At 72.5% G+C, this 21424-nt stretch carries 22 protein-coding genes; 8 read left to right on the forward strand and 14 right to left on the reverse strand.

Annotated elements, in window-relative coordinates; translation table 11 throughout:
- Positions 1-134: 134 nt before the first annotated feature.
- The 4 genes from OG361_RS16365 (at position 135) to OG361_RS16380 (ending at position 4437) form a co-directional block, all read left to right on the forward strand.
- Positions 135-1499: a hypothetical protein gene (locus tag OG361_RS16365; protein ID WP_405854239.1), complete on the forward strand. Its 1365-nt coding sequence runs from the start codon at positions 135-137 to the stop codon at positions 1497-1499.
- A 195-nt stretch (positions 1500-1694) separates the two neighbouring features.
- Positions 1695-3332, forward strand: coding sequence for a penicillin-binding transpeptidase domain-containing protein (locus OG361_RS16370; RefSeq protein WP_405854241.1), 1638 nt, complete (start codon positions 1695-1697; stop codon positions 3330-3332).
- A gap of 80 nt (positions 3333-3412) precedes the next feature.
- Complete coding sequence (locus OG361_RS16375) at positions 3413-3589, forward strand: hypothetical protein (RefSeq protein ID WP_405854243.1); 177 nt, start codon at positions 3413-3415, stop codon at positions 3587-3589.
- Entirely contained in the window at positions 3586-4437 is an 852-nt protein-coding gene (locus tag OG361_RS16380; protein WP_405854245.1) for an EamA family transporter, read from the forward strand. Before OG361_RS16375 ends, OG361_RS16380 begins: the two co-directional genes overlap by 4 nt.
- A 67-nt stretch (positions 4438-4504) precedes the next feature.
- Here OG361_RS16380 and OG361_RS16385 read toward each other — a convergent pair whose 3' ends face one another.
- The 5 genes from OG361_RS16385 to OG361_RS16405 form a co-directional block, all read right to left on the reverse strand.
- Positions 4505-4753 (reverse strand): hypothetical protein, encoded by a 249-nt coding sequence (locus OG361_RS16385; protein WP_384565137.1) that lies wholly within the window; start codon positions 4751-4753, stop codon positions 4505-4507.
- A 133-nt stretch (positions 4754-4886) separates the two neighbouring features.
- The gene (locus OG361_RS16390; protein ID WP_405854247.1) at positions 4887-5252 is read right to left on the reverse strand and encodes a hypothetical protein; all 366 of its coding nucleotides are present in this window, start codon (positions 5250-5252) and stop codon (positions 4887-4889) included.
- Positions 5249-5890 (reverse strand): RNA polymerase sigma factor, encoded by a 642-nt coding sequence (locus OG361_RS16395; protein ID WP_405854249.1) that lies wholly within the window; start codon positions 5888-5890, stop codon positions 5249-5251. Before OG361_RS16395 ends, OG361_RS16390 begins: the two co-directional genes overlap by 4 nt.
- Before the next feature lie 96 nt (positions 5891-5986).
- Positions 5987-6307: a hypothetical protein gene (locus OG361_RS16400; protein WP_405854251.1), complete on the reverse strand. Its 321-nt coding sequence runs from the start codon at positions 6305-6307 to the stop codon at positions 5987-5989.
- A 127-nt stretch (positions 6308-6434) separates the two neighbouring features.
- A complete protein-coding gene (locus OG361_RS16405; protein ID WP_405854253.1) occupies positions 6435-7223 on the reverse strand; it encodes an SDR family NAD(P)-dependent oxidoreductase in 789 nt (262 codons plus the stop codon).
- Positions 7224-7576: 353 nt separating this feature from the next.
- Here OG361_RS16405 and OG361_RS16410 point away from each other — a divergent pair, with 353 nt between their 5' ends.
- Positions 7577-8194, forward strand: coding sequence for a LysE family translocator (locus tag OG361_RS16410; protein WP_405854255.1), 618 nt, complete (start codon positions 7577-7579; stop codon positions 8192-8194).
- Between the two features lie 15 nt (positions 8195-8209).
- Here the strand turns inward: OG361_RS16410 and OG361_RS16415 are convergent, their stop codons facing one another.
- From OG361_RS16415 to OG361_RS16435, 5 genes are all read right to left on the reverse strand, one after another.
- A complete protein-coding gene (locus OG361_RS16415; RefSeq protein WP_405854258.1) occupies positions 8210-8749 on the reverse strand; it encodes a YbaK/EbsC family protein in 540 nt (179 codons plus the stop codon).
- A gap of 142 nt (positions 8750-8891) precedes the next feature.
- Positions 8892-10160, reverse strand: coding sequence for a serine hydrolase domain-containing protein (locus OG361_RS16420; protein WP_405854260.1), 1269 nt, complete (start codon positions 10158-10160; stop codon positions 8892-8894).
- A 38-nt stretch (positions 10161-10198) separates the two neighbouring features.
- Positions 10199-10993, reverse strand: a complete 795-nt coding sequence (locus OG361_RS16425; RefSeq protein ID WP_405854262.1) for an energy-coupling factor ABC transporter ATP-binding protein — start codon at positions 10991-10993, stop codon at positions 10199-10201.
- Positions 10990-11751 (reverse strand): cobalt ECF transporter T component CbiQ, encoded by a 762-nt coding sequence (cbiQ, locus tag OG361_RS16430; RefSeq protein ID WP_384565159.1) that lies wholly within the window; start codon positions 11749-11751, stop codon positions 10990-10992. Before cbiQ ends, OG361_RS16425 begins: the two co-directional genes overlap by 4 nt.
- Before the next feature lies 1 nt (position 11752).
- The gene (locus OG361_RS16435; RefSeq protein WP_405854265.1) at positions 11753-12808 is read right to left on the reverse strand and encodes an energy-coupling factor ABC transporter permease; all 1056 of its coding nucleotides are present in this window, start codon (positions 12806-12808) and stop codon (positions 11753-11755) included.
- A gap of 135 nt (positions 12809-12943) precedes the next feature.
- Here OG361_RS16435 and OG361_RS16440 point away from each other — a divergent pair, with 135 nt between their 5' ends.
- Complete coding sequence (locus OG361_RS16440) at positions 12944-13309, forward strand: SsgA family sporulation/cell division regulator (protein WP_405854267.1); 366 nt, start codon at positions 12944-12946, stop codon at positions 13307-13309.
- 73 nt (positions 13310-13382) lie between these two features.
- Here the strand turns inward: OG361_RS16440 and OG361_RS16445 are convergent, their stop codons facing one another.
- Both OG361_RS16445 and OG361_RS16450 read right to left on the reverse strand, forming a co-directional pair.
- Positions 13383-15602 carry an MMPL family transporter gene (locus tag OG361_RS16445; RefSeq protein ID WP_405854269.1) on the reverse strand — a complete coding sequence of 740 codons (2220 nt, stop codon included), beginning with the start codon at positions 15600-15602 and terminating at the stop codon, positions 13383-13385.
- A 119-nt stretch (positions 15603-15721) separates the two neighbouring features.
- A complete protein-coding gene (locus OG361_RS16450; protein ID WP_405854271.1) occupies positions 15722-16294 on the reverse strand; it encodes a TetR/AcrR family transcriptional regulator in 573 nt (190 codons plus the stop codon).
- A 272-nt stretch (positions 16295-16566) separates the two neighbouring features.
- Between OG361_RS16450 and OG361_RS16455 the strand changes: the two genes are divergently transcribed.
- A complete protein-coding gene (locus OG361_RS16455) occupies positions 16567-20025 on the forward strand; it encodes a S41 family peptidase (protein WP_405854273.1) in 3459 nt (1152 codons plus the stop codon).
- Here OG361_RS16455 and OG361_RS16460 read toward each other — a convergent pair.
- The gene (locus tag OG361_RS16460) at positions 20022-20558 is read right to left on the reverse strand and encodes a GNAT family N-acetyltransferase (RefSeq protein ID WP_405854275.1); all 537 of its coding nucleotides are present in this window, start codon (positions 20556-20558) and stop codon (positions 20022-20024) included. The genes OG361_RS16455 and OG361_RS16460 overlap by 4 nt on opposite strands.
- A gap of 129 nt (positions 20559-20687) precedes the next feature.
- On the opposite strand from OG361_RS16460, the gene OG361_RS16465 reads away from it, so the two are divergent.
- The gene (locus tag OG361_RS16465; protein WP_405854277.1) at positions 20688-21191 is read left to right on the forward strand and encodes a helix-turn-helix domain-containing protein; all 504 of its coding nucleotides are present in this window, start codon (positions 20688-20690) and stop codon (positions 21189-21191) included.
- Here OG361_RS16465 and OG361_RS16470 read toward each other — a convergent pair.
- The gene (locus tag OG361_RS16470) at positions 21179-21364 is read right to left on the reverse strand and encodes a hypothetical protein (RefSeq protein WP_384572062.1); all 186 of its coding nucleotides are present in this window, start codon (positions 21362-21364) and stop codon (positions 21179-21181) included. The two genes, OG361_RS16465 and OG361_RS16470, sit on opposite strands and share 13 nt — an antisense overlap.
- Positions 21365-21424 lie beyond the last annotated feature (60 nt).

The raw sequence follows: 21424 nt of genomic DNA on the forward strand, positions 1-21424 counted from the left end.
TGGGTGCTGCCCGCCGATCCGCTACAACCTTTCGCGGCGTCACGGTGTCGAAGGTGTGCACGAACGGGGAAGCGTGTCGACGCTTCCTGCAGCGGCAGGTACCCCCGTACCCGGGGGTGAGGGGGTCTTTCTACATGGCACGTGTGCGTACGGCGGTGGTGGCGGTCGCGTTGATCGCGACCATGGCGCCGGTGGTGCTCGGGGGATCGGCGGCCGTCGCCGCGCCTTCCCCGGCGACGACCGCGACGACCGCGACGACCGCGGCGGCCGAGGCGGCCGTCGGGGCGGTGGCCGAAGTCGGGACGGTCGTCCAGGACGGCGGTCGGCTGACCGTTCCGGCGGGTGAGGAAGGGGCGGTGACGCTGCGGTTCACGGCCTCGCTGCCGGCGGGGGTGCGGGGTCCGGTGACCGGGGTCCTCCGCCTGCCCGACAAGCTGACCGAGATTGCGGGAAGCTCGCCGGTGAGCGAGAACGTGATCCGCTCCACCTGCTCGGTCAACGGCGTCGCGTACGGCGAGTGCCGGTGGGACATGCCCTACATGCACGACACGCAGGACGCGGATCCGCCGTCCCTCGCCCTTCCGACGGTGACAGCCGCGGGCACCCTCGCCTACGCCGTCACCCTGGACGCCGACCGGAGCGCGATCGTCCTGGGCACCCCGGACGCCCGGGTCGAGCTGAAGGACGGCACGGGCGCGGTGGTGGCCGAGGGCACGGTCGGCCTCGACTTCGTCTACGGGACGCCCCCTCCGAGCGTGCGCGGCGCCGTGCACGCGAGGGACAAGTACGGCGTGCTGTGGAGGTACGAAGGCACCGGCGACGTCAACAGGCCCTTCGCCGCGCGCAAGCGCGTCGGCGGCGGCTGGAACGCCTACACGGCCGTCACCCCGGTGAGGACCGCCAAGGCGGACGGCTGGGGCGACCTCGTGGCCCGCGACAAGTCGGGTGTCCTCTGGTACTACTCGGGCACCGGCAAGCCCTCTGCGCCCTTCGCGCCGCGGCAGCGCGTCGGCGGCGGCTGGAACGTCTACACGGCCCTCGTCGGCGTCGGCGACGGCGGTCTGGTCGCCCGCGACAGGGACGGCGTGCTGTGGCGTTATGAGAGCGGGTACCACGCTCCGTTCGAGCCGCGGCAGCGGGTCGGCGGCGGCTGGAACACGTACACCGCCCTGACCATGTCGGGTCGCTACGACGGGGTTCTGGGCCGTGACAAGGACGGCGTGCTGTGGAAGTACGACCGCCTGGGCATCATTCCCGGTCCGCCCTTCGCGCCGAGGCACCGCGTCGGCGGCGGCTGGAACATCTACTCCGCCATCGCCGGTGCGGCCGAACTCGGACGTGACAGGTACCCCGACCTCGTCGCCCGCGACCGCGCCGGCAAGCTCTGGCTCTACCAGGGCGTGCCCAAGCCCCTGACCAGCTGGGATTACAGCCCCGTCCCCGGGCCCACCCGCACCCTCGTCGGGGGCGGCTGGAACACCTACAACCTGATCTTCTGAGCGACCGCCGGAGCGGGGGGAGGGCGCGACCCGCGGTCGCGCCCCCCGCCGTCTCCCCGTCTGCCGACGGCCTCGCCCGCGCCGCCGCCAAGCCCCCTGCAACACGCCAAGTGTGACGGATGTGGCGGAAGTTGCTCGACACGTTCAAGGGGCAACTGCTTGACTGGACGGCCACCTGGGGAGGGGAGCGCAGTCATGCGCAGTGGAACGAAGACCGCGATAGTCGGGGGCGTATTCCTCGTCGTGGCGAGCGGTGTCGGATACGGGGGCTACAACCTCTGGAACGGGGTCACGGGCGGCGACACGACCGTGGGGACCAAGACCGACGCCGCGCCGAAGACCGGGCCCGTCACCGGCGACGAGGTGCAGGCGACCGCGAAGGACTTCCTCGCGGCCTGGGCCGCCGGGGAGCCGGAGAAGGCCGGACAGCTGACCAACGACCCGGTCACGGCCGGGCCCGCCGTGGCGGCCTACCGGGACGGCGCGAGCATCTCGAAGGCCGAGATCACGCCGGGGACGCCCGCCGGGGCGACGGTGCCGTTCACGGTGAAGGCCACGATCACGTACGAGGGCGTGTCGAAGCCCTGGTCGTACGCCTCCGAGCTGACCGTCGTCCGGGGCCAGACCACCGGCCGGCCGCTGGTGAAGTGGGCGCCGTCCGTGCTCCACCCGAAGCTGCTCACCGCCGACGCCACCCTGCGCACGGGCGTCGCGAAGACCGCCTCCGTGAAGGCCGTCGACCGGAACGGCGACGAGCTGACGGCGGAGAAGTACCCCTCGCTCGGGCCGATCATCGACGACCTGCGCAAGCGGTACGGCTCGGAGGTGGGCGGCGAGACCGGGATCGAGACGTGGATCGACTCGGGCAGCGCGTCCGTCCCCGACTCCACCCTCCTCGTCCTGTCGAAGGGGAAGCCGGGCACGCTGAAGACGACCATCGACCCGAAGGTCCAGGCGGCGGCCGAGAAGGCGGTCAAGGCGTACGGCAAGGCCGCGGTGACCGCGATAGAGCCGTCCACGGGCGCGATACGGGCGGTCGCCAACAGCCCGGCCGGGGGGTTCAACACGGCCTTCCTCGGCAAGCAGGCGCCTGGTTCCACGATGAAGATCGTCACGGCGGCGATGATCATGCAGCAGGGTCTGGCAAAGCCCGGTAGCCCGGTCCAGTGTCCTGCCACCGTCGTCTGGAAGGGCCGCACCTTCGAGAACCTCAAGGGCTTCTCGTCGACTGGCGACCTCACCAACGCCTTCCTGCTCTCCTGCAACACCACGTTCATCAAGCCGGTCAAGCCCCTCGACGACAAGGGCATCGCGGACACCGCCCTCGGAGACACCGCCCGCCGCTCCTTCGGCATCGGCCTCAACTGGCAGGTCGGCGTCGAGACGGTGGACGGCAGCGTCCCCGAGTCCGAGGGTCCGGAGACGGCCGCCTCGTACATCGGCCAGGGCAGGATCACGATGAACCCCCTGAACGTCGCCTCGCTCTCCGCGACCGCGAAGGACGGCCGTTTCCGCCAGCCGTACCTGGTGTCGGCGGAGCTCGGTGACCGGGAGTTCGCCAAGGCCGAGCCGCTCTCCCCCGAGGTCCACTCGGGGCTGCGCCGGATGATGAACGCGGCGGCGACAAGGGGTACCGCCAAGGACGCGATGGCCGGTGTCTCGTCCCCCAAGGGCGCGAAGACCGGCTCCGCCGAGGTCGACGGCCAGGCCACCTCCAACAGCTGGTTCACCGGCTACTCCGGCGACCTGGCGGCCGCGGCCGTCGTGGAGTCCGGTGGGCACGGCGGCGACGCGGCCGGCCCGGTGGTCGCGGAGGTCCTGCGGGCCGGCTGACCCGAGCCCTGATCCCGGTACCGGAACCCGTCCCGGAACCCGGTCGCGTGGCCCGTACAGCTACCGTTAGCGTGCGGGCCATGACCGCTCAGGAAAGCTCCCCCGCGCACCCCCAATTCGCCTCCGCCTTCCGGGAACCGGGCCTCGACGCCGAGGCGGCCGCGGGCACCCCGTACGCCGTCTTCGCGATGGACCCGAAGACGCCGGTCGCCCAGGCCGGCGGCACCCCGGTGGACGTCCGCGAGCCCTCGGCGTGACCCCGCTCGTCACCCTCGCGGTCCTCGTCGCCGCCGTCACGCACGCGAGCTGGAACGCGATCGCCCATCACATCAAGGACCAGCTGGTCTCCTTCACGCTGATCTCCGGCGGCGGGGTGCTGCTCGGCCTGGCCGCGGCCGTCGTCGTCCCGCTCCCGGCGGCCGGCGCCTGGCCGTACCTCGTCGCCTCCGCGCTCCTCCACATCGGCTACTACGCCCTGCTCATGCGCTCGTTCACGCTGGGCGACTTCGGGCAGATGTACCCGATCGCCCGCGGTACGGCCCCGCTCGTCGTGACCGTCCTCGCGGCGGTCTTCCTCCACGAGGTGCCGGGCGGCTGGCAGCTGCTCGGGGTGGCGGTGGCCTGTGCGGGCCTGACGGGCCTCGCCCTGTGGGGCATCCGGGGCAAGGACGCCCGCCCGCACTGGCCGGCGCTCCTCGCCGCCGGTGCGACGGGCCTGTCCATCGCCCTCTACACGGTCGTCGACGGCGTCGGCGTCCGCGCCTCCGGCACCCCGATCGGCTACATCGCCTGGCTGATGATCCTTCAGGGCACCGCGGTCCCCGCGTACGCCCTGTGGCGGCGCCGCGCGGACCTCCTCCCCCAACTCCGCCCCCACGCGGCCCGGGGCCTGCTCGGCGCGACCCTCTCGGTCTCGGCGTACGCCCTCGTCCTGTGGGCCCAGACGAAGGCCCCGCTGGCCCCGATCGCCGCGCTCCGCGAGTCCTCGATCATCGTGGGCGCGGCGATCGGCGCGCTCTTCTTCAAGGAACGCTTCGGCGGCCCGAGGATCGCGGCGGCCGGCCTGATGGCGGTCGGCATCGGCCTGATGCTCCGGGCGGGTTGAGCGGGGCCGGGTCGGGCCCGGCCTGGCTGTACGTGTCAGGCGCCTTACGCGTCAGGCGCCGTACGCGTCAGGCGCCGTCGCCGGAGGCGCGGAAGAAGTCCGTGCGGATGCGGCGGAAGCCGGTGTGGCCGGTCTCCTGGGCGTGGGACAGGCACCAGACGGCGGGCCCGCGCCCGTCGTCCGCCGCTCCGGAACCGTCCAGGCACGTCGTGCACTCGGCCTCGGTGATCAGCCCGCTTCCGGTCCGGTCCTCGCGTAACGCCCAGAGCTTCGGCCGCCGCCCGACCCGGTGGTAGGGCCCCGCCACTCGGGTCACGGCAACTCCTTCACGACGCATCCGACTCCCCCTTCACGGCGAGCTCCGCCCACACCAGCTTTCCCGGCGTGAGCCGATCGCAGACACCCTCTTCGCGGCGAGAGTGTCGGCCGGGGCTTCGGCGGCCGGCCCGTCAGCCCGAGGGCGTGACGACCCGGGGGGTCCCCGCGGACGACGGGGTGGCCGGCGCCGGTGTGGGGGGCGGCGGGTCGGTGATGCCCGGGGGGCGGGCCGGTTGTACGGAGGTGGGGGCCAGGGGGCTGCCAGGGAGCAGGAACAGGAGGCAGACGGCCGCCACCGCCGCGGCCGTGGCGAGTGCGGCGAGAGCCGGGCCGTACCGGGCGCGGACGGTCCGGGCACGGGCGGTCCTGCCGCGGTCGCGCGGTGGTGCCTCCCGGCGGAGGTCGTGGTGGGTGACCTGGGCCGCGCGGGCCGTCAGGGCCGCGCGGAGGCGGGCCTCCGTCGCGGAGCGGCGGTCCTCGGCGGGCGGGGTGGTCATCGGGACGCCTCCAGCTTCTTCTCCAGGGCGTCCAGGGCGCGGCTCGCCGTGGACTTGACCGTGCCGCGCGACAGACCGAGGGTCTCCGCGATCTGCGCCTCGGTCAGCTCCGACCAGTAGCGCAGGACCAGTACTTCGCGTTGGCGGCGGGTGAGCCCGGCCAGCGCGTCGAGGACGTGGCGGTGCTCCTCGGCCAGGAGCAGACCTTCGTCGACGGGTGGGCCCGCCGTCTGGTGCGGCGGGGTGTAGGCGCGGGCCGTGCGGCGGCGGCGCAGTACGGAGCGGGCCGCGTTGACCACGGCCGTGTGCAGATACGCGCCCGGGTCCTGAAGGCCGTCGAGGCCGGTGCCGTACCTGCGGCACACGGCGGCGAACGCGTCCTGGACGACGTCCTCGGCGGTGTGCAGGTCGTCGACGAGGAACAGCGCCAGTCGCACCATGTCGAGCCGCCTCGCCCGGTACAGCTCGGTCAGGCCCGGCGGCCGCTCGTCGTCGTACGGCGAGGTCCTCGCGCGCGGGCGAAGTTCCCGTACCACCGCCCCGCTCCCGCTCCCGCCACCGCTCCCGGTCCCGGTCCCGGACACGCGGGCGAGCAGGCGGGTCCACCAGGGTGGCGCCGCGGCCATCGCGTAGTGCATGGGTCTCGCTCGATCCGTGGGTGGGGTCGGGTGGGGCGGGGTGGGGGCGCCCGGGTGGGCCGGAGTGTGATCGGCCGGCCCACCCGGGCTCCGGGGTTACCTGCCCGGGGTGATCACGCGCGGCGCGTTCCCGGCGGGGACGGAGTCCGTGGCCGGTACGGGCTTGGAGACGCCCGGCTTCACCGCCTCGGGCCGGTCCGTGCCCGGCTTCACCACGGCGGGCTTCGACGCGGGCTTCGGAGCCGTGTCGGCGGGCGTGACGGCGGCTGCGTCGGCGGCCGACTCCGCGGGCGTGACGACCTTCGGCGCCGGCTTCGCGCCCGGGTCGGCGACGGCCTGCGCCGCGAAGGCGCCGCCGAGCAGCAGGGCGACGCCGGTGACGGCGCCGAGGATCCGGCGGCGGGGGTGGCGGTTCATGGGGTTCTCCCGAGAAAGTGGGAAGTGGGACAGGACGTGAAGGGCGCCTTCAACCCACCAGACGTGCGGCACCTCCCGGGGTTGCGTCTCCGGGCGAGAAAGTTTCCGGGGCGGCGCCGCCGGCCCCTCAGTCCGCCAGCACCTCCGCGAAGTGCCTGTTCACCGCCAGCAGACCGCCGTCCACCCGCAGGACCGTGCCCGTGATCCAGGCCGCGTCGCGGGAGGCGAGGAACGCGACGGCGGCGGCCACGTCCTCCGGGGTGCCGACGCGGCCCAGGGGGTAGACGCGGTCCGCCAGGGCGGCGAGCCCGGCCTCCCTGCCCGCCCAGGCCGTGGTCGCGACCGTGCCCGGGTTGATCTGGTTGACGCGGACACCGCGCGGCGCCGCGTCGCCCGCCAGGGTCCGCGTGAGGGAGGCGAGGCCCGCCTTGGCCGCGCTGTAGGCGTGGTTGCCGAAGTCCGCCTCCGCGTTGACCGAGCCGATGGTGACGATCGCCCCGCGCCCGCCCGCCGCCGCGAGGTGCGGCATCGCCGCCCGGGAGCAGCGGACCGCCCCCATCAGCGTCACGTCGAGCTGGCCGGACCAGCCCTCGTCGGGTTCGTCCTCGAAGCGGTCCCGGTCGGGGGCGACGGGGGCGAGCGCGTTGTTGACGAGGACGTCGAGGCCGCCGAAGGTCTCCACCGCGTACGCGACGGCCGCCTCCACCTCGTCCCGGTCGCCGACGTCGCAGCGCAGGGCCACCGCTCCGGGCAGCTCCGCGGCGGTCCTGGCGGCCGCGTCCTCGTCGATGTCGGTGACGAGGACCCGCGCGCCCTCCGCCGTGAGGCGCCGGGCGGTGGCCGCGCCGATGCCGCGGGCCGCGCCCGTGATCAGTACCGCGTATCCGTCGAAGCGTTCCTCGAGCGTGCTTTCCATGCCTGTCATGGAGCGATCAGAGCATCGGCCGCGCGGAGCTCGCCAGACCCCTGCGGCCGGGGTCCCGCCCCGGCCGTCGGAGTGTCGCCGGACTCGCCGGACTCGTCGGAAATATTCCGTCCACAAAGGGGACGGGAGGAAGCCGGAGAAAGAGGACCGGCGACAATTCGGCCAGGACCGAAAGGGTTTGACAGACCCTCAGGTCGAATATGACGATCAACTCCGCCGTTGACCGCCCGGACACAGGGGGAAGTAATGTCTTCGCCGTACGACTCCGAGTAGACCTGGCCCCTCGTCGACGACGAGCGGGTCCACCACGGCGTCTTGCCGTCGCCGAGTGAGAAGACGGGAAAATGGGTCAGCTAATCGCCGTAGCGGTCATCACAGTCCTGGCTGTCATCAGCCCCGGGGCTGACTTCGCGATGACCGTCCGCAACAGTTACCTGTACGGGCGCACCGCGGGAGTTCTCGCAGCGGTCGGAATTGCCCTGGGCGTTCTCGTCCATGTCACCTACACCATGCTCGGTGTAGGACTTCTCGTGTCGCGGACGCCGATGCTTTTCACGGCGATGAAACTGGTCGGCGCCGCCTATCTGGTGTACATCGGGTACAGGACCTTCGTCACCAAGGCCCAGGTGGACATCGACCTTTCGGACGACTCCGGCCTTTCGAAGGCGGGGGCACTGCGCACCGGTTTCCTGACGAACGCGCTCAATCCCAAGACCATGCTGTTCGTGCTGAGCACCTACACCCAGGTCGTCAGTGCGGACACCCCCGTCTTCCAGCAGGTCGGCTACGGCCTCTTCATGTCCTTCGCGCACCTGGTCTGGTTCGCGCTGGCCGCGCTCTTCTTCTCCAACCAGAGCCTGCGCACCCGGTTGCTCCAGCGGCAGACCGTGCTCAACAAGGTGATCGGGACGATCCTCGTCGGACTCGGGATGGTCCTCGCGCTGACGCCGTCCGCGGCGTGAGCCCGCGCGCGGGCGTCAGCCGTCGGTCGACACCCGCTCGACGCGCGGCTCCGCGATCGACCGGTAGTCCGCACTGGAGAGGGCGATCGAGCGGTCGAGACGCGCCGCGTTGAAGTAGAACTCCGGGTGCTCCAGCAGGTCCGGGTCGACGAGGAGTTCGAGGCGCTCGTCGAAGGAGAACGGCAGGATCGTGCCGCTCCGCGAGCCCGCGAGCTCCTCGGCGATCTCCGGGGAGGCGAAGGAGACGTAGGTGCCGCCGTACAGCGCCTTCACCGCCGCGAGGTCGATCCGCCGGTCACCGGGGACGACGACCAGCGCGAACCGCTTCTCCTTCTTGCCGATCTTGACCATCGCGATGATGCACTTGGCGGCCTGGGCGAGTTCGTGGCCCCGCAGGGCGCTGACCGCCTCGGTGCCGCCCTCGGGCGCGTGCTCGATCACCCGGTACGCGGCCCCGCGCTCGTCGAGCAGGGCGACCAGCTTCTCGTAGGTGTCGTGGGAGTCGCGGGAGTCGGTGCCGGTGTCGGTGTCGTGGGTGTCGTGGGTGTCGTTCACAGTCAGCGCTTCCTTCTCGTGCAACCGGTCTACGTGTACGGCGAATTGACCCTACTCGTCAGTGTGCCGCCGTCCTGTCGCATCCGCTGTCCAGCTGCGCTGTTCCCGCTCACCTGCACCCCCGCACCTGCCGGACGAAGGCTCAGAATGTCAGGTCCACGACCGACCGCACCGCCCTCACCAGGGCCTGGGCGCGCGGATCGGCCGTGACCGTCTTCCGCATGCCGTTCGTGACGTACCCGAAGGCGATCCCGGACTCGGGGTCGGCGAAGCCGAGGGAGCCGCCGCGGCCGGGGTGGCCGAAGGAGGACGGGCCGAGGAGCGGGGAGGCCGGTCCGTGGAGCATGTGGCCGAGGCCGAAGCGGGTGCCGACGAGCAGGACCCTGTCGCCTCCCGCCGACTCCTCGGTACGGGCGAGGGTGAGCGTCGCCGGGGCGAAGAGGCGCTCGGCGCCGTCGACGGGGCCGAGGGTCGCGGCGTAGAAGCGGGCGAGCGCGCGGGCCGTGGCGACGCCCGCCGAGCCGGGCAGTTCGGCGGCCCGGTAGACGGGGTCGTTCTCGTCGGGCCTGGGATGGATCACCTCGAAGGCGCGCCGGGTGAGGGAGTCCGGGTCCCGGTAGGCCTCGGTGACGGAGCGCTTGGGGCGGAGCCTGAGGGCGCCGCCGCCGGGCGGGTCGATCTCCTCGACGGGGCCGAGCCGGCCGACCCGGTGGGCCTCCGTCTCCGGGAGGCCGATCCACAGGTCGAGGCCGAGGGGGCCGGTGATCTCCTCGGCGACCCAGCGGCCGATGGTGCGCCCGGTGACGCGGTGGACGAGGCCGGAGAGCAGCCAGCTGAAGGTGTGGGCGTGGTAGCCGTGGGCGGTGCCGGGCTCCCAGACGGGGGCCTGGGCGGCTATGGCCCGGGTCGCGGTCTCCAGGTCGACGGCCTCGGCGAGGGTGAGGGGCCGGTCGAGGACGGGGACCCCGGCCCGGTGCGCGAGCAGCTGGCGTACGGTCACCCGGTCCTTGCCGGCCGCCTTGAACTCGGGCCAGTAGGTGGCGACGGGCGCGTCCAGGTCGAGCAGGCCGCGCTGGTGCAGGAGCAGGGGTACGGCGGCGGCGACGCCCTTGGTGGCCGAGCGGACGACCTGCGCGGTGGACCCGGTCCACGGTTCCGCACCCGCACCGGCCTCCGTACCGGCTTCCGCCCCGGCCTCCGTACCGGCTTCAGCCCCGCCGTCGGCGTCCTTCGTCCCCGCCCACAAGTCGACGACCCCGACGCCGTCGTGGTGGACGGCGACGGCCGCCCCGCGCTCGCCGCGCTGCTCGAAGTTGCGCAGGAACGCGTCCCTGACCGGCTCCCAGCCCGCCGCCACCGTGCCCTGGACGTCCACGTCCCCACTCCTTCGATCGTCGCTCCGACCCCCCATGGTGCAACGTGGCGGGCCGGAGTCCGATTCCGGGGCGGTCAGGCCACCGACTGCGGCACGAAGCCGAACGGCAGCTCAAGGCGGTGCCGGGCCATCAGCTCCGTGTCGGCGAGGATGTCGCCGGTCCGCCCGTCGGCGGCGATGACGCCCTCGCTGAGGATCACCGCGCGCGGGCAGAGCTCCAGGGCGTACGGCAGGTCGTGGGTGACCATGAGGACGGTGACGTCGAGGGAGCGGAGGATGTCGGCGAGCTCGCGGCGCGAGGCCGGGTCCAGGTTCGAGGACGGCTCGTCGAGGACGAGGATCTCCGGCTCCATCGCGAGGACGGTGGCCACGGCGACCCGGCGGCGCTGCCCGAAGGAGAGGTGGTGCGGCGGCCGGTCCGCGTACTCCTCCATGCCGACGCGCTCCAGGGCCCGCCGCACGACGGCGTCGAGCTCGGCGCCGCGCAGCCCGGCGGCGGCCGGGCCGAAGGCCACGTCCTCGCGGACGGTCGGCATGAACAGCTGGTCGTCGGGGTCCTGGAAGACGATCCCGACCCGGCGCCGGATCTCGGCGAGGTGCTTCTTGCCGACCGGGAGCCCGGCGACGGTGACCGTGCCCGCGCCGCCGGTGAGGATGCCGTTGAGGTGGAGGACGAGCGTGGTCTTGCCGGCGCCGTTGGGGCCGAGGAGGGCGACCCGCTCGCCGCGTCCGACGGTCAGGTCCACGCCGAAGAGGGCCTGGTGGCCGTCGGGATAGGCGTACGCGAGCCCCCGCACGTCGAGCGAGGGCGAAGGCGAGTGCGAGGAAGCGGGCGAGGGCGTGGGGGCAGGGGCGGGGGTGGCGGTCATAGGGTCCATCCCAGGAGACAGATCAGGAGTGCGGTGAGCGGCAGCGCGGCGGCGTACGCCCACTGGGCGCGGGTGGCGGTCACCTCGTCGATGACCGGCATGGTGCCCGTGTAGCCGCGGCTGACCATGGCGAGGTGGACCCGTTCCCCGCGCTCGTACGAGCGGATGAAGAGCGCGCCGGCGGACTTGGCGAGGACTCCCCAGTGGCGGACGCCCCTCGCCTCGAAGCCGCGCGAGCGGCGGGCGACGGACATGCGGCGCATCTCGTCGGTGATGACGTCGCCGTACCGGATCATGAACGAGGCGATCTGGACGAGCTGCGGGGGCAGCTTCAGCCACTGGAGGCCGAGGAGCAGGGCGCGCAGCTCGGTGGTGGAGGCGAGGAGCACGGAGGCGGCGACGCCGAGGGTGCCCTTGGCGAGGACGTTCCAGGCGCCCCACAGGCCGGGGACGCTCAGCGACACCCCGAGGAAGGTCGTCCGTTCGCCGGGGACCACGAAGGGCATGAGCAGCGCGAACGCGACGAACGGCACCTCGACGAGCAGCCGCTTCAGCAGGAAGCCGGCCGGGACCCGGGCCCGCGCCGCGACGACCGCCAGGAGCAGGGCGTAGCCGGCGAAGGCCCAGACGGCCTCGCGGGGCGTCGAGACGACGACCACCACGAAGCCGAGGACGGCGGCGAGCTTGGTGTGCGGGGGCAGCGCGTGGACCGGCGAGTGCGCGTGGCGGTAGAGCTTGTGTGCGTGCCCGGCTCCCACGTCAGACCGTGACTTCCTCGTTCGTACGGCGACGGCGGACGGCCCAGAAGGCGCCCGTGCCGACGGCGAGGGTCACGCCCACGCCGATGGCTCCGGCCAGGCCGCCGGAGAGGCGGGCGTTGTCGACGTCCTTGACGCCGTAGTCGGCGAGCGGCGAGCCGGCGGCGGCGTGCTCCTCGACCTTGGCGTCGATGCCCTTGTCGGCGGCGACCTTCTCCAGGCCGTCGGGGCTGGCGGAGGCGTAGAAGGAGACGAAGCCGGCGAGGACGAGGGTGGTGACGACGCCGCCGATCCACAGCTTCCTCGTGGAGCCCGCGGAGACGGGCGCGGGGGCCGCCGCGTCGACCAGCTCGCCGTCGACCCGCAGCTTCAGCGGGGCGGTCAGGCCGCGGGCGCCGTACACCAGGTCGGGGCGGACCGCGATGACCGCGCCGACGGTCAGCATGGTGATGACGGCCTCGCCGATGCCGATGAGGAAGTGCACGCCGACCATGGCCGTGAGGACCTGGGAGAGCGGTACGGGGGTGGTGCCGCCGATCGCGTAGACGAGCGTGAAGGCGGCGGCCGCGGCCGGTACGGAGACGAGCGCGGCGACGAAGGAGGCCACGGTCACGGAGCGGCGGGTGCGCGGCAGCACGAGGACGAGGCCGCGGAAGAGCGCGTACGCGACGCCGACCGTGACGACGCCCATGACGGTGATGTTCACACCGAGGGCGGTGAGGCCTCCGTCGGCGAAGAGGACGCCCTGCATGAGGAGGACGACGGCGATGCACAGCACGCCGGTCCAGGGGCCGACGAGTATCGCGGCGAGAGCTCCGCCGAGCAGGTGTCCGCTGGTCCCGGCGGCGACGGGGAAGTTCAGCATCTGTACGGCGAAGACGAAGGCCGCGACGAGACCGGCGAGCGGCGCCGTCCGCTCTCCCCCGTGGCCTCCGGTATCGGCGGTGCCCCCGAGCTCACGGCGGGCCCCGCGCAGGCTGACGGCGACGGCGCCGGCTGCGACGACACCGGCCACGGCCGATACGGGGGCGTTGATGAATCCGTCAGGTACATGCACGTCCCGAATGATGAGGCTTCCTGCGAACTACTTGCAAGAGCGCACAGATCACAGTACGGACGGCGCATGACCGTGCGCGAGGCGGGAAGGAGTGACACATTAGCTGATAGCAGGACAAAAGATGAGGAGCCTCCCATGGCCGCCGTAGACGACCGCGCGATCGACGACCATGCCAAGGGCCGGATCATCAGCGACGCACCTCTCTCGCGGCCCGTCCCGGTGGCCCTCCGCTACGACCCGGGCCGCTCCCCCGCGACCGTCCGCTTCGTCTTCCCGGGCGACATCGAGTGGTCTTTCCCCCGATCCCTCCTCGAAACCGGTCTGCGCACCCCGACCCGCCGCGGCGACGTCGAGGTGTGGCCCTGCGGGCGGGTGCAGACGGTCGTCGAGTTCCACGCGAAGGACGGGGTCGCGGTCGTCCAGTTCGACACGGCCGCCCTGCTCCGCTTCCTCCGGCACACGTACGCCACGGGTACGCCGACGCCGTCGGCGAGTCGATGACGACTCGCCGACGGCGTCGGTAGAGGAACGGTCCCGAGGATCAGACCTTCCGAGGGGTCAGACTTCCTAGGGGTCAGACCTTCACGAGGTCCGGCCCCGTGTGCGAGCCCTCGTCCGTGGACCCGGCGAGGCTCTCGCCCTCCACGTCCACGTTCGGCAGGATCCTGTCGAGCCACTTCGGCAGCCACCAGGCCTTGTGGCCGAGGAGCGCGAGCACGGCCGGGACGATCGCCATCCGGACCACGAAGGCGTCGAAGAGGACCGCGACGGCCAGGCCGAAGCCGATCATCTTGATCATCTGGTCGTCCATGCCGATGAAGCCGGAGAAGACCGCGATCATGATGACCGCCGCGGCCACGACCACCCGGGCGCTGTGCCGGAAGCCGGTCACGATCGCCTCGCCGGGCCGCTCCCCGTGGACGTACGCCTCGCGCATCCGGGTGACGAGGAAGACCTCGTAGTCCATCGCGAGACCGAAGACGACACCCACCATGAAGATCGGCATCATCGACATGATCGGGCCGGTCTGCTCGACCCCGAAGAGGCTGCCGAGCCAGCCCCACTGGAAGACCGCGACGACCGCGCCGAGGGCGGCGACCACCGAGAGCAGGAAGCCGAGGGCCGCCTTGAGCGGGACCAGGATCGACCGGAAGACCACCGTCAGGAGCAGGAAGGCGAGGCCGACGACGAGTGCCAGGTAGGGCACGAGAGCGTCGTTCATCTTCTGCGAGAAGTCGATGTTCATCGCGGTGGCGCCGGTGACGAGGACCTCGTCGCCGGTGGCGTCCCGGATGTCGTGGACCAGGGCCTCGGTGGCGACGGAGGACGGACGGTCCTTCGGGACCACCGTGATCATCGCGGCGTCGCCGGCCTTGTTCGGGGTCGCCGGGGTGACCGCCGCCCAGCCGTCGAGGCCCTTGATCGTGGAGACCGCCCGGTCGGCGGTGGCCTTGTCGCCGTCGACGACGACGAGCAGCGGGCCGTTGAAGCCGGGGCCGAAGCCGTCCGACAGCGCGTCGTACGCCCGGCGCTCGGTGGTGGAGGTGGGCTTGACGCCGTCGTCCGGGAGGCCCATCTCCAGGGAGGCGGCGGGCACGGCGATCGCGCCGAGGCCGATGACGCCGACGAGCAGCACCATCAGGGGGCGGCGGATGACGAAGCGGGCCCAGCGGGTGCCGCCGTTCGCCTTCTCCTCCTTCGGCGCGGAGGCGTTCCCGGAGGTCCCGTCCGCGGAGGTCCCGTCCGCGGCGGTCCGGTCCGCGGCGGCGGCCTTGCGCTGCTTGCGGCCGACGACCTTGTCGCCCGCGAAGCCGAGCAGCGCCGGGATGAGGGTCAGGGCGATCAGTACGGCGATCACGACCGTGCCGGCGGCGGCGAAGCCCATCTTCGTCAGCATCGGGATGTTGACGACGGCCAGGCCGACCAGGGCGATGACGACGGTGAGTCCGGCGAAGACGACCGCCGAGCCCGCCGTGCCGACCGCGCGGCCCGCGGCCTCCTCCTTCTCACGGCCCTCGGCGAGCTCCGCGCGGTAGCGGGAGACGATGAAGAGGGCGTAGTCGATGCCGACCGCGAGGCCGATCATCATCGCGAGGGTGGAGGTGGTGGAGCCCAGGTCGAGGACGTTCGCGAGGGCGGCGATCGAGGAGACGCCGATGCCGACGCCGATGATCGCGGTGAGCAGCGGGAGCCCCGCCGCGACGAGCGAGCCGAAGGTGATGACGAGCACGATGCCGGCGATGATCACGCCGACGATCTCGCCCGCGCCGGTCGCCGGCATGGTCTGGAGGGCGTCACCGCCGACCTCGACGGTCAGCCCCTTGCCCTGCGCGTTGTGTCCGGCCTGGGTGAGCGCCTCGCGGGTCTCGTCGGTCAGCTCCATCCCGTTGACCTTGTAGGCGACGGAGACGTATGCCGTGGAGCCGTCCTGCGAGACGGCCTTCGCGGTGTACGGGTCGGTGACCGAGACGATCTGGTCCGAGCCGGACTTCAGCGCGGCGACCGTCTCCTCGACGACGGCCTTGTGGGCCGCGTCGGTCATCTTCTGGCCCTCGGGGGCCTTGAAGACGACACGGGCGGTGGCCCCGTCGGCTCCGGCACCCGGGAAGCGCTCTTCGAGCAGGTCGAACGCGCGCTGGGCCTCGGTGCCGGGGATCGAGAAGGAGCCGGAGGTGGGTGCGGGCGCGGTGGCGGCGCCTATCCCGGCGACCGCCAGGAGGGCCACCCAGAGGAGGGCGACGAGCCGTCGGCGCCGGAAGGCGGAGCGACCCAGTTTGTAGAGGAACGTGGCCACGGGGGCGTACTCCCAGTGTGGGTGGGACAGGACATGGGGAGCCGGCCCGACGGCGTGAGCGGTTCGACGTCAGGTGGTGCGGGTGGTGCGGATGGTGCGGTACGGCTGGGGAGGGTGGATCAGACGCCGAGTGAGGGGAGCACGACGGCGTCGACGTAGGCACTGAGGAAGGCGTGGTCGACCGGCTGATCCTCGATCAGCGGCCGGGCGACGAACGCACCGATCAGCATGTGGGGGATGAGCTTCAGCGCCGGGTTGTCGGCGTCGACCTCACCCCTGCGGACCGCTCGGCGCAGCACTTCGTCGAGGCCGTTCATCTCGGGTTCGATGAGCAGCTCGCGCAGCGCCCGGTGCAGTTCGGGGTTGGTGTGGACGGCATGGGCCAGGCCCCGCATCAGCGCGGAGTCCTTCTCCATCTGGCAGTCGTCGGTGCGCTCCAGGATTTCCCGGAAGTCGCCGCGCAGCGAGCCCGTGTCGATCTCGGAGAGATCGGCGGGCTTGTTGTCGCGCAGCGCCCGGGCGACGAGTTCGGGCTTGCTCCCCCACTGGCGGTAGAGGGTGGCCTTGCTGGAGTGGGTGCGGGCGGCGACGGCGTCCATGGTGAGGGCGTCGTAGCCGACCTCGCGGAGGAGGTCGAGCACGGCTGCGTACAGCTCGGACTCCCGCTCGGGAGTGAGTCTGCTGCGAGCCATGACCGGCTCCTCCGATCCGACAGTGCGAACGAAACGGTTTCGTACAGTACGAAGATACCCCCGCCCTTAGCGAAACGAAACCGTTTCGTACGTGTCCTGGACCACACCCCGGGCCACCCGCCTGAGCCGCACTCCCGAGCCGCGCTCCCGAATCGCACGCCCGCACCACGCGCCCGCACCACGCCCGAACCACACGCCTGAGTCACACCCGGGGAGACGCCCGTATACACGTACGAGTTGCCACACCCCCTCCACGCGGAAAGCATGAGGAGGTGAGTGACGACGTCGCGTATCTCCGGTTTCCGCACCTCCACGACGACCTGCTGTGCTTCGCGGCCGAGGACGATCTCTGGATCGCCCCCCTCGTCCCCGAGGGCCACCGCCCCGGCCGGGCCTGGCGGCTCACCGTCGACCGCACCCGGGTCGGGCACCCGCGCTTCTCGCCGGACGGCCGCCACATCGCGTACACGAACTGGCGCAGCCTCGACCCCGAGATCCACCTCGTCCCCGTCGACGGCGGATCGGCCCGGCGCCTCACCTACTGGGGCTCCACCGACACCCGCGTCTGCGGCTGGACACCCCCCGACCCCGACCGGGACGGCCGCTCCGACATCCTCGCCGTCTCCTCGCACGGGCAGCCCTTCTCGTACTACTCCTGGGCCTACACCGTCCCCACCGACGGCTCCCCCGGTCGCCGCCTCCCCTGGGGCCCGGTCTCCGACATCACTGTCACCACGGCCTCAGCCACCACCCGTCACGGCGAGCAACCCGCCAACAACCACCGCACCCTCCTCCTCACCGGAAAGCCGCCCCACGAGCCGGCCTCCTGGAAGCGGTACCTCGGCGGCGCCACCGGACGCCTGTGGTTCCACGGCGAACAGCTGCTGCCCGACATCGGCGGCCACCTGGACTGCGCCATGGCCGTGAACGGCCGGATCGCCTTCCTCTCCGACCACGAGGGCATCGGCAACCTCTACTCCTGCCTGCCCGACGGCACCGACCTGCGCCGCCACACCGACCACGACGCCTTCTACGCCCGGCACGCCTCCACCGACGGGAGCCGGGTCGTCTACCAGTGCGCGGGCGAGCTGTGGATCGTCGACGAGCTGACCGCCGGCTCCCGCCCCCGGAAGCTGGAGGTCCGGCTCGGCGGGCAGCGCGTCGGCCGCCGCCACTACCAGGTGCCCGCCGCCCACCACATCGACTCGCTCTCCGTCGACGAGACGGGCCGGGCCAGCGCCGTCTCCGTACGCGGCAGCCTGTACTGGCTCACGCACCGCGACGGACCCGCCCGCACCATCATCGACTCGCCCGGTGTCCGCGTCCGGCTGCCCGAGATGCTCGGCAGCGGCGGCCAGGTCGCGTACGTCACCGACGCCGACGGCGAGGACGCCATCGAGGTCGCCTACCTGCCGCGCGCCAGCGGCGACCGGCCGCCGCGCCGGCTCGCCTCGGGCCGGCTCGGCCGGGTCGAGGAGCTCATCTCCGACCCCGACGGCGAACGGCTCGCGATCGCCTCCCACGACGGGCGGCTCCTCCTCATCGACACCACCGAGGACCTCGGGGACACCACCGAGGACTCCAGGGGCAGCACCGAGGACTCCGGGGGCACCACCCAGGGCTCCGGGGACACCACCGAGCACTCCGGAGACACCACCCAGGACCCCGGGGACACCTCCCGGACCGAAGCCTCGCCCGGGGGAGGCGAGGTCATCGAGCTGATCCGGTCCGTCAACGGGCCCGTCCGCGACCTCGCGTTCTCCCCCGACGGCGACTGGATCACCTGGTCCCACCCCGGCATCGGCCGCTCCCTGCGCTCCATCAAGATGGCCCGCATCTCCGGCCCCGGCGCCCGGACCGTCATCGACGTCACCAACGGACGCTTCGAGGACGAGAACCCCGTCTTCACCCGGGACGGCCGCTACCTCGCCTTCCTCTCCTGGCGCGGCTTCGACCCGGTGTACGACGTCCACACCGGCGACCTCTCCTTCCCGCTCGGCTGCCGCCCCTACCTCGTACCGCTCTCCTCCGCGACGCCCTCCCCCTTCGCGCTGCTGCCCGACGGACGCCCGGCGGCCGGCGGCCTCGACCCCGCCGACGACGACACGGACACCGGCGACGGCACGGTCACCGTCGAGATCGAGGGGCTCGCCGACCGGGTCACCCCCTTCCCGGTCACCGCCTCCAAGTACTCCGCGCTGCACCCGGTCAGCGGCGGCGGCCTGGTCTGGCTGCGCTGGCCCATCTCGGGCGCGCTCGGCGAGACCTTCGCCAACCCGGCCGACACCTCGGGCCGCCCCTCCCTGGAGCACTTCTCCATCACCAAGGCCCGCAAGAGCGAACTCGCCAAGGACCTCGACTGGTTCGCGGTCAGCGGCGACGGCACCCGGCTCGTCGTCGCCGACGAGGGCGAGCTGCGGGCCGTGCCCGCCACCGAGCCCGGGGACGGCGACTCCACCGTCTACCTGGACCTGCGGCGCATCATGCACGAGGTCGACCCCGGCGCCGAGTGGCGCCAGGCCTTCGACGAGGCCGGCCGGATCGTCCGCGCCTACTTCTGGGAGCCCGGCATGGGCGGGGTCGACTGGACGGCGGTCCTCGACCAGTACCGGCCGCTCGTCGAACGGGTCTCCTCCCCCGACGAGTTCGCCGACCTGCTCCGCGAGGTCGTCGGCGAACTGGGCACCTCGCACGCGTACGTCACCCCCGCACGCCGCAACGAGGGCCCGCCGCACTACCAGCGGCCCATGGGCCTGCTCGGCGCCAACCTCGTACCCCGGGAGACCGGCTGGACGGTGAAGCGGATCCTGCCCGGCGAGTCCTCCGACTCCAAGGCCCGCTCCCCGCTCGCCGGCACCGGCATCCGCGAGGGCGCCGTCCTCACCCATGTCGACGGCCGGCCCGTCGACCCGGTCGCCGGCCCGTACCCGCTGCTCTCCGGCACCGGCGGCACCACCGTCGAGCTCACCTTCACCCCCACCGAGGGCGAGGGCCGCCCCCGCCGCGTCGCCGTCGTCCCCCTCGTCGACGAACGGCCGCTGCGCTACCAGGACTGGGTCGCCAAACGCCGGGCCGTGGTCCGGAAGCTCAGCGGCGGCCGCTGCGGCTACCTCCACATCCCCGACATGGGCGGCTCCGGCTGGGCCCAGTTCAACCGCGACCTGCGCATGGAGGTCTCCCGGCCGGCCCTCATCGTCGACGTACGCGGCAACGCCGGCGGCAACATCAGCGAGCTCGTCATAGAGAAACTCACCCGCAAGATCCTCGGCTGGGACCTCACCAGGAACGCCCAGCCCGTCTCGTACGCCTCGAACGCGCCGCGCGGCCCCGTCGTCGCCATCGCCGACGAGGCCACCTCATCCGACGGCGACATGATCACCGCCGCCTTCAAGCTCCTCGGCCTCGGGCCGGTCGTCGGCCAGCGCACCTGGGGCGGGGTCGTCGGCATGACCGGCCGTCACCGGCTCGGCGACGGCACCCAGATCACCGTCCCGATGAACGCGGCCTGGTTCCCCGAGTACGGCTGGTCCCTGGAGAACCACGGCGTCGAACCCGACCTCGCGGTCCTGCGCACCCCCCTCGACTGGGCCGAGGGCCGGCACGCCCAGCTCGACGACGCCGTGGAGGTCGCCCTCGCGCTGCTCGCGAAGACCCCCGCCGCCAACCCCCCGGGCTACGAGGCCGTGCCCGACCGCTCCCGGCCGAAACTGCCGCCGCGGTCCGCGCCTTAGGAGACCTCGCGCCCCGAGCCCGAGGAGACCCCGGGGTCCGACCCGTAGGAGACCCCGAGATCCAGCTCGTACGAGGCACCGGGCTTCCCGTCCAGCGTCACGCTCCCGACCGCACCGAAACCGACCCGCCCGAGCACGGCCCTCGACCCCTCGTTGTCGAGGGTCGTGACGGCGGTCAGCCTGGTCAGCCCGTACTCCTGCCACGCCAGCCGGCACACCTCGCGCACCCCGGCCGTCGCCACCCCGCGCCCGGTCGCCCGCTCGGCCACCCGGTAGCCGAGCTCGGCGCCCCCGTCGACGGCGTCGACGAGGTTGAAGCGGCCGAGGACCTCACCACCCTCGCCCACCAGGACGTGGAAGTGGATCGTGCCCGTCTCCTGCTCGTCGAGCAGCGCCCGGTGGCGGTCCTCGAACTCGTCGAAGAACGCGTCGCCCCGGTCGGGCACGGAGGCGGCGAAGTAGGCCCTGTTCTCCCGCTCGAACGCGAGCAGGGCGGGCGCGTGGTCGGGGCGCAGTCGCTGCAGTTCAGGCATGGGGGGCACGGTATGCGCTCGCCCGGCAAAGGGCGCCCTAATATCCTGCGGCCCGGGGTCGGTCACGGCGGGATCCCGCCGGGCGGAGCACGCCGTCCAGGATGCGGAAGCTGCAGAACAGGAACACGTATGCCCGATCGACAACCGACCGGCCAGGCCCTCATCCAGTCCGTCCAGCGCGCCGTCCACCTCCTGCGCGCCCTCAACCACCGGGGCGGCAACGCGAGCGCCAAACAGCTCGCGCGCGACACCGACCTGCCGCTTCCCACCGCGTACCACCTGCTGCGCACCCTCTGCCACGAGGGCCTGGTGACCAAGGACCGCCAGGGGTACGCGCTCGGCTCGGTCTGCGCCGCCGTCCCCATCACGGTCGGCTCCTCCGCCGCCGCCCTGGCGTTATCGCTCCCGTCCGCCCGGACGGCCGACCTCAAGCCCCTGGCGCACCACCTCCAGGGCCGTGCCGAGAGCGTCCTGCTCGACCGGACCTTCTCGATCACCCCTCCCCCGGCCCGCCCCCACCGACGGGCACCGGGAACGCGCGAAGGCGCACCCGGCGTCCCGGGTGCGCCTTCCTCGTCCGACCGTACGAAAGACGCGCGTCAGGCGTCAGACGGACGTCGTCAGGCGTCGTAGTCCTGGTCGAAACGGTCCTGGGCCTCCTGCTGGGCCCGGCGCGTCTCGTCCTCGGAGCGGTCACGGCCCTGGGAGGCGCGCTCGGACGCCTCGTCCTTCGCCTTGCCCCTGGCCTGCTTGGCCTGCTCCTTGAGCTGCTCGGCCTTGTCCTTGAACTGGTCTTGCACGCCCATGAAGGTTCACTCCTAGAAGGGTGTGAGGGGGAGGGGGCGTCGTGCCCCTTGGGCCTCGAC

This window comes from Streptomyces sp. NBC_00090 (genome assembly GCF_045160815.1).
GTDB lineage: Bacteria > Actinomycetota > Actinomycetes > Streptomycetales > Streptomycetaceae > Streptomyces.

What these genes read in the sequence shown, in the direction of transcription:
- OG361_RS16365 (WP_405854239.1), top strand. Translation starts at nt 135, where the DNA reads ATGGCACGTGTGCGTACGGCGGTGGTGGCGGTCGCGTTGATCGCGACC.
- OG361_RS16370 (WP_405854241.1), top strand. Translation starts at nt 1,695, where the DNA reads ATGCGCAGTGGAACGAAGACCGCGATAGTCGGGGGCGTATTCCTCGTC.
- OG361_RS16375 (WP_405854243.1), top strand. Translation starts at nt 3,413, where the DNA reads ATGACCGCTCAGGAAAGCTCCCCCGCGCACCCCCAATTCGCCTCCGCC.
- OG361_RS16390 (WP_405854247.1), bottom strand. Translation starts at nt 5,252, where the DNA reads ATGACCACCCCGCCCGCCGAGGACCGCCGCTCCGCGACGGAGGCCCGC.
- OG361_RS16395 (WP_405854249.1), bottom strand. Translation starts at nt 5,890, where the DNA reads ATGCACTACGCGATGGCCGCGGCGCCACCCTGGTGGACCCGCCTGCTC.
- OG361_RS16400 (WP_405854251.1), bottom strand. Translation starts at nt 6,307, where the DNA reads ATGAACCGCCACCCCCGCCGCCGGATCCTCGGCGCCGTCACCGGCGTC.
- OG361_RS16405 (WP_405854253.1), bottom strand. Translation starts at nt 7,223, where the DNA reads ATGGAAAGCACGCTCGAGGAACGCTTCGACGGATACGCGGTACTGATC.
- OG361_RS16410 (WP_405854255.1), top strand. Translation starts at nt 7,577, where the DNA reads ATGGGTCAGCTAATCGCCGTAGCGGTCATCACAGTCCTGGCTGTCATC.
- OG361_RS16420 (WP_405854260.1), bottom strand. Translation starts at nt 10,160, where the DNA reads ATGGGGGGTCGGAGCGACGATCGAAGGAGTGGGGACGTGGACGTCCAG.
- OG361_RS16425 (WP_405854262.1), bottom strand. Translation starts at nt 10,993, where the DNA reads ATGACCGCCACCCCCGCCCCTGCCCCCACGCCCTCGCCCGCTTCCTCG.
- OG361_RS16440 (WP_405854267.1), top strand. Translation starts at nt 12,944, where the DNA reads ATGGCCGCCGTAGACGACCGCGCGATCGACGACCATGCCAAGGGCCGG.
- OG361_RS16450 (WP_405854271.1), bottom strand. Translation starts at nt 16,294, where the DNA reads ATGGCTCGCAGCAGACTCACTCCCGAGCGGGAGTCCGAGCTGTACGCA.
- OG361_RS16460 (WP_405854275.1), bottom strand. Translation starts at nt 20,558, where the DNA reads ATGCCTGAACTGCAGCGACTGCGCCCCGACCACGCGCCCGCCCTGCTC.
- OG361_RS16465 (WP_405854277.1), top strand. Translation starts at nt 20,688, where the DNA reads ATGCCCGATCGACAACCGACCGGCCAGGCCCTCATCCAGTCCGTCCAG.
- OG361_RS16470 (WP_384572062.1), bottom strand. Translation starts at nt 21,364, where the DNA reads ATGGGCGTGCAAGACCAGTTCAAGGACAAGGCCGAGCAGCTCAAGGAG.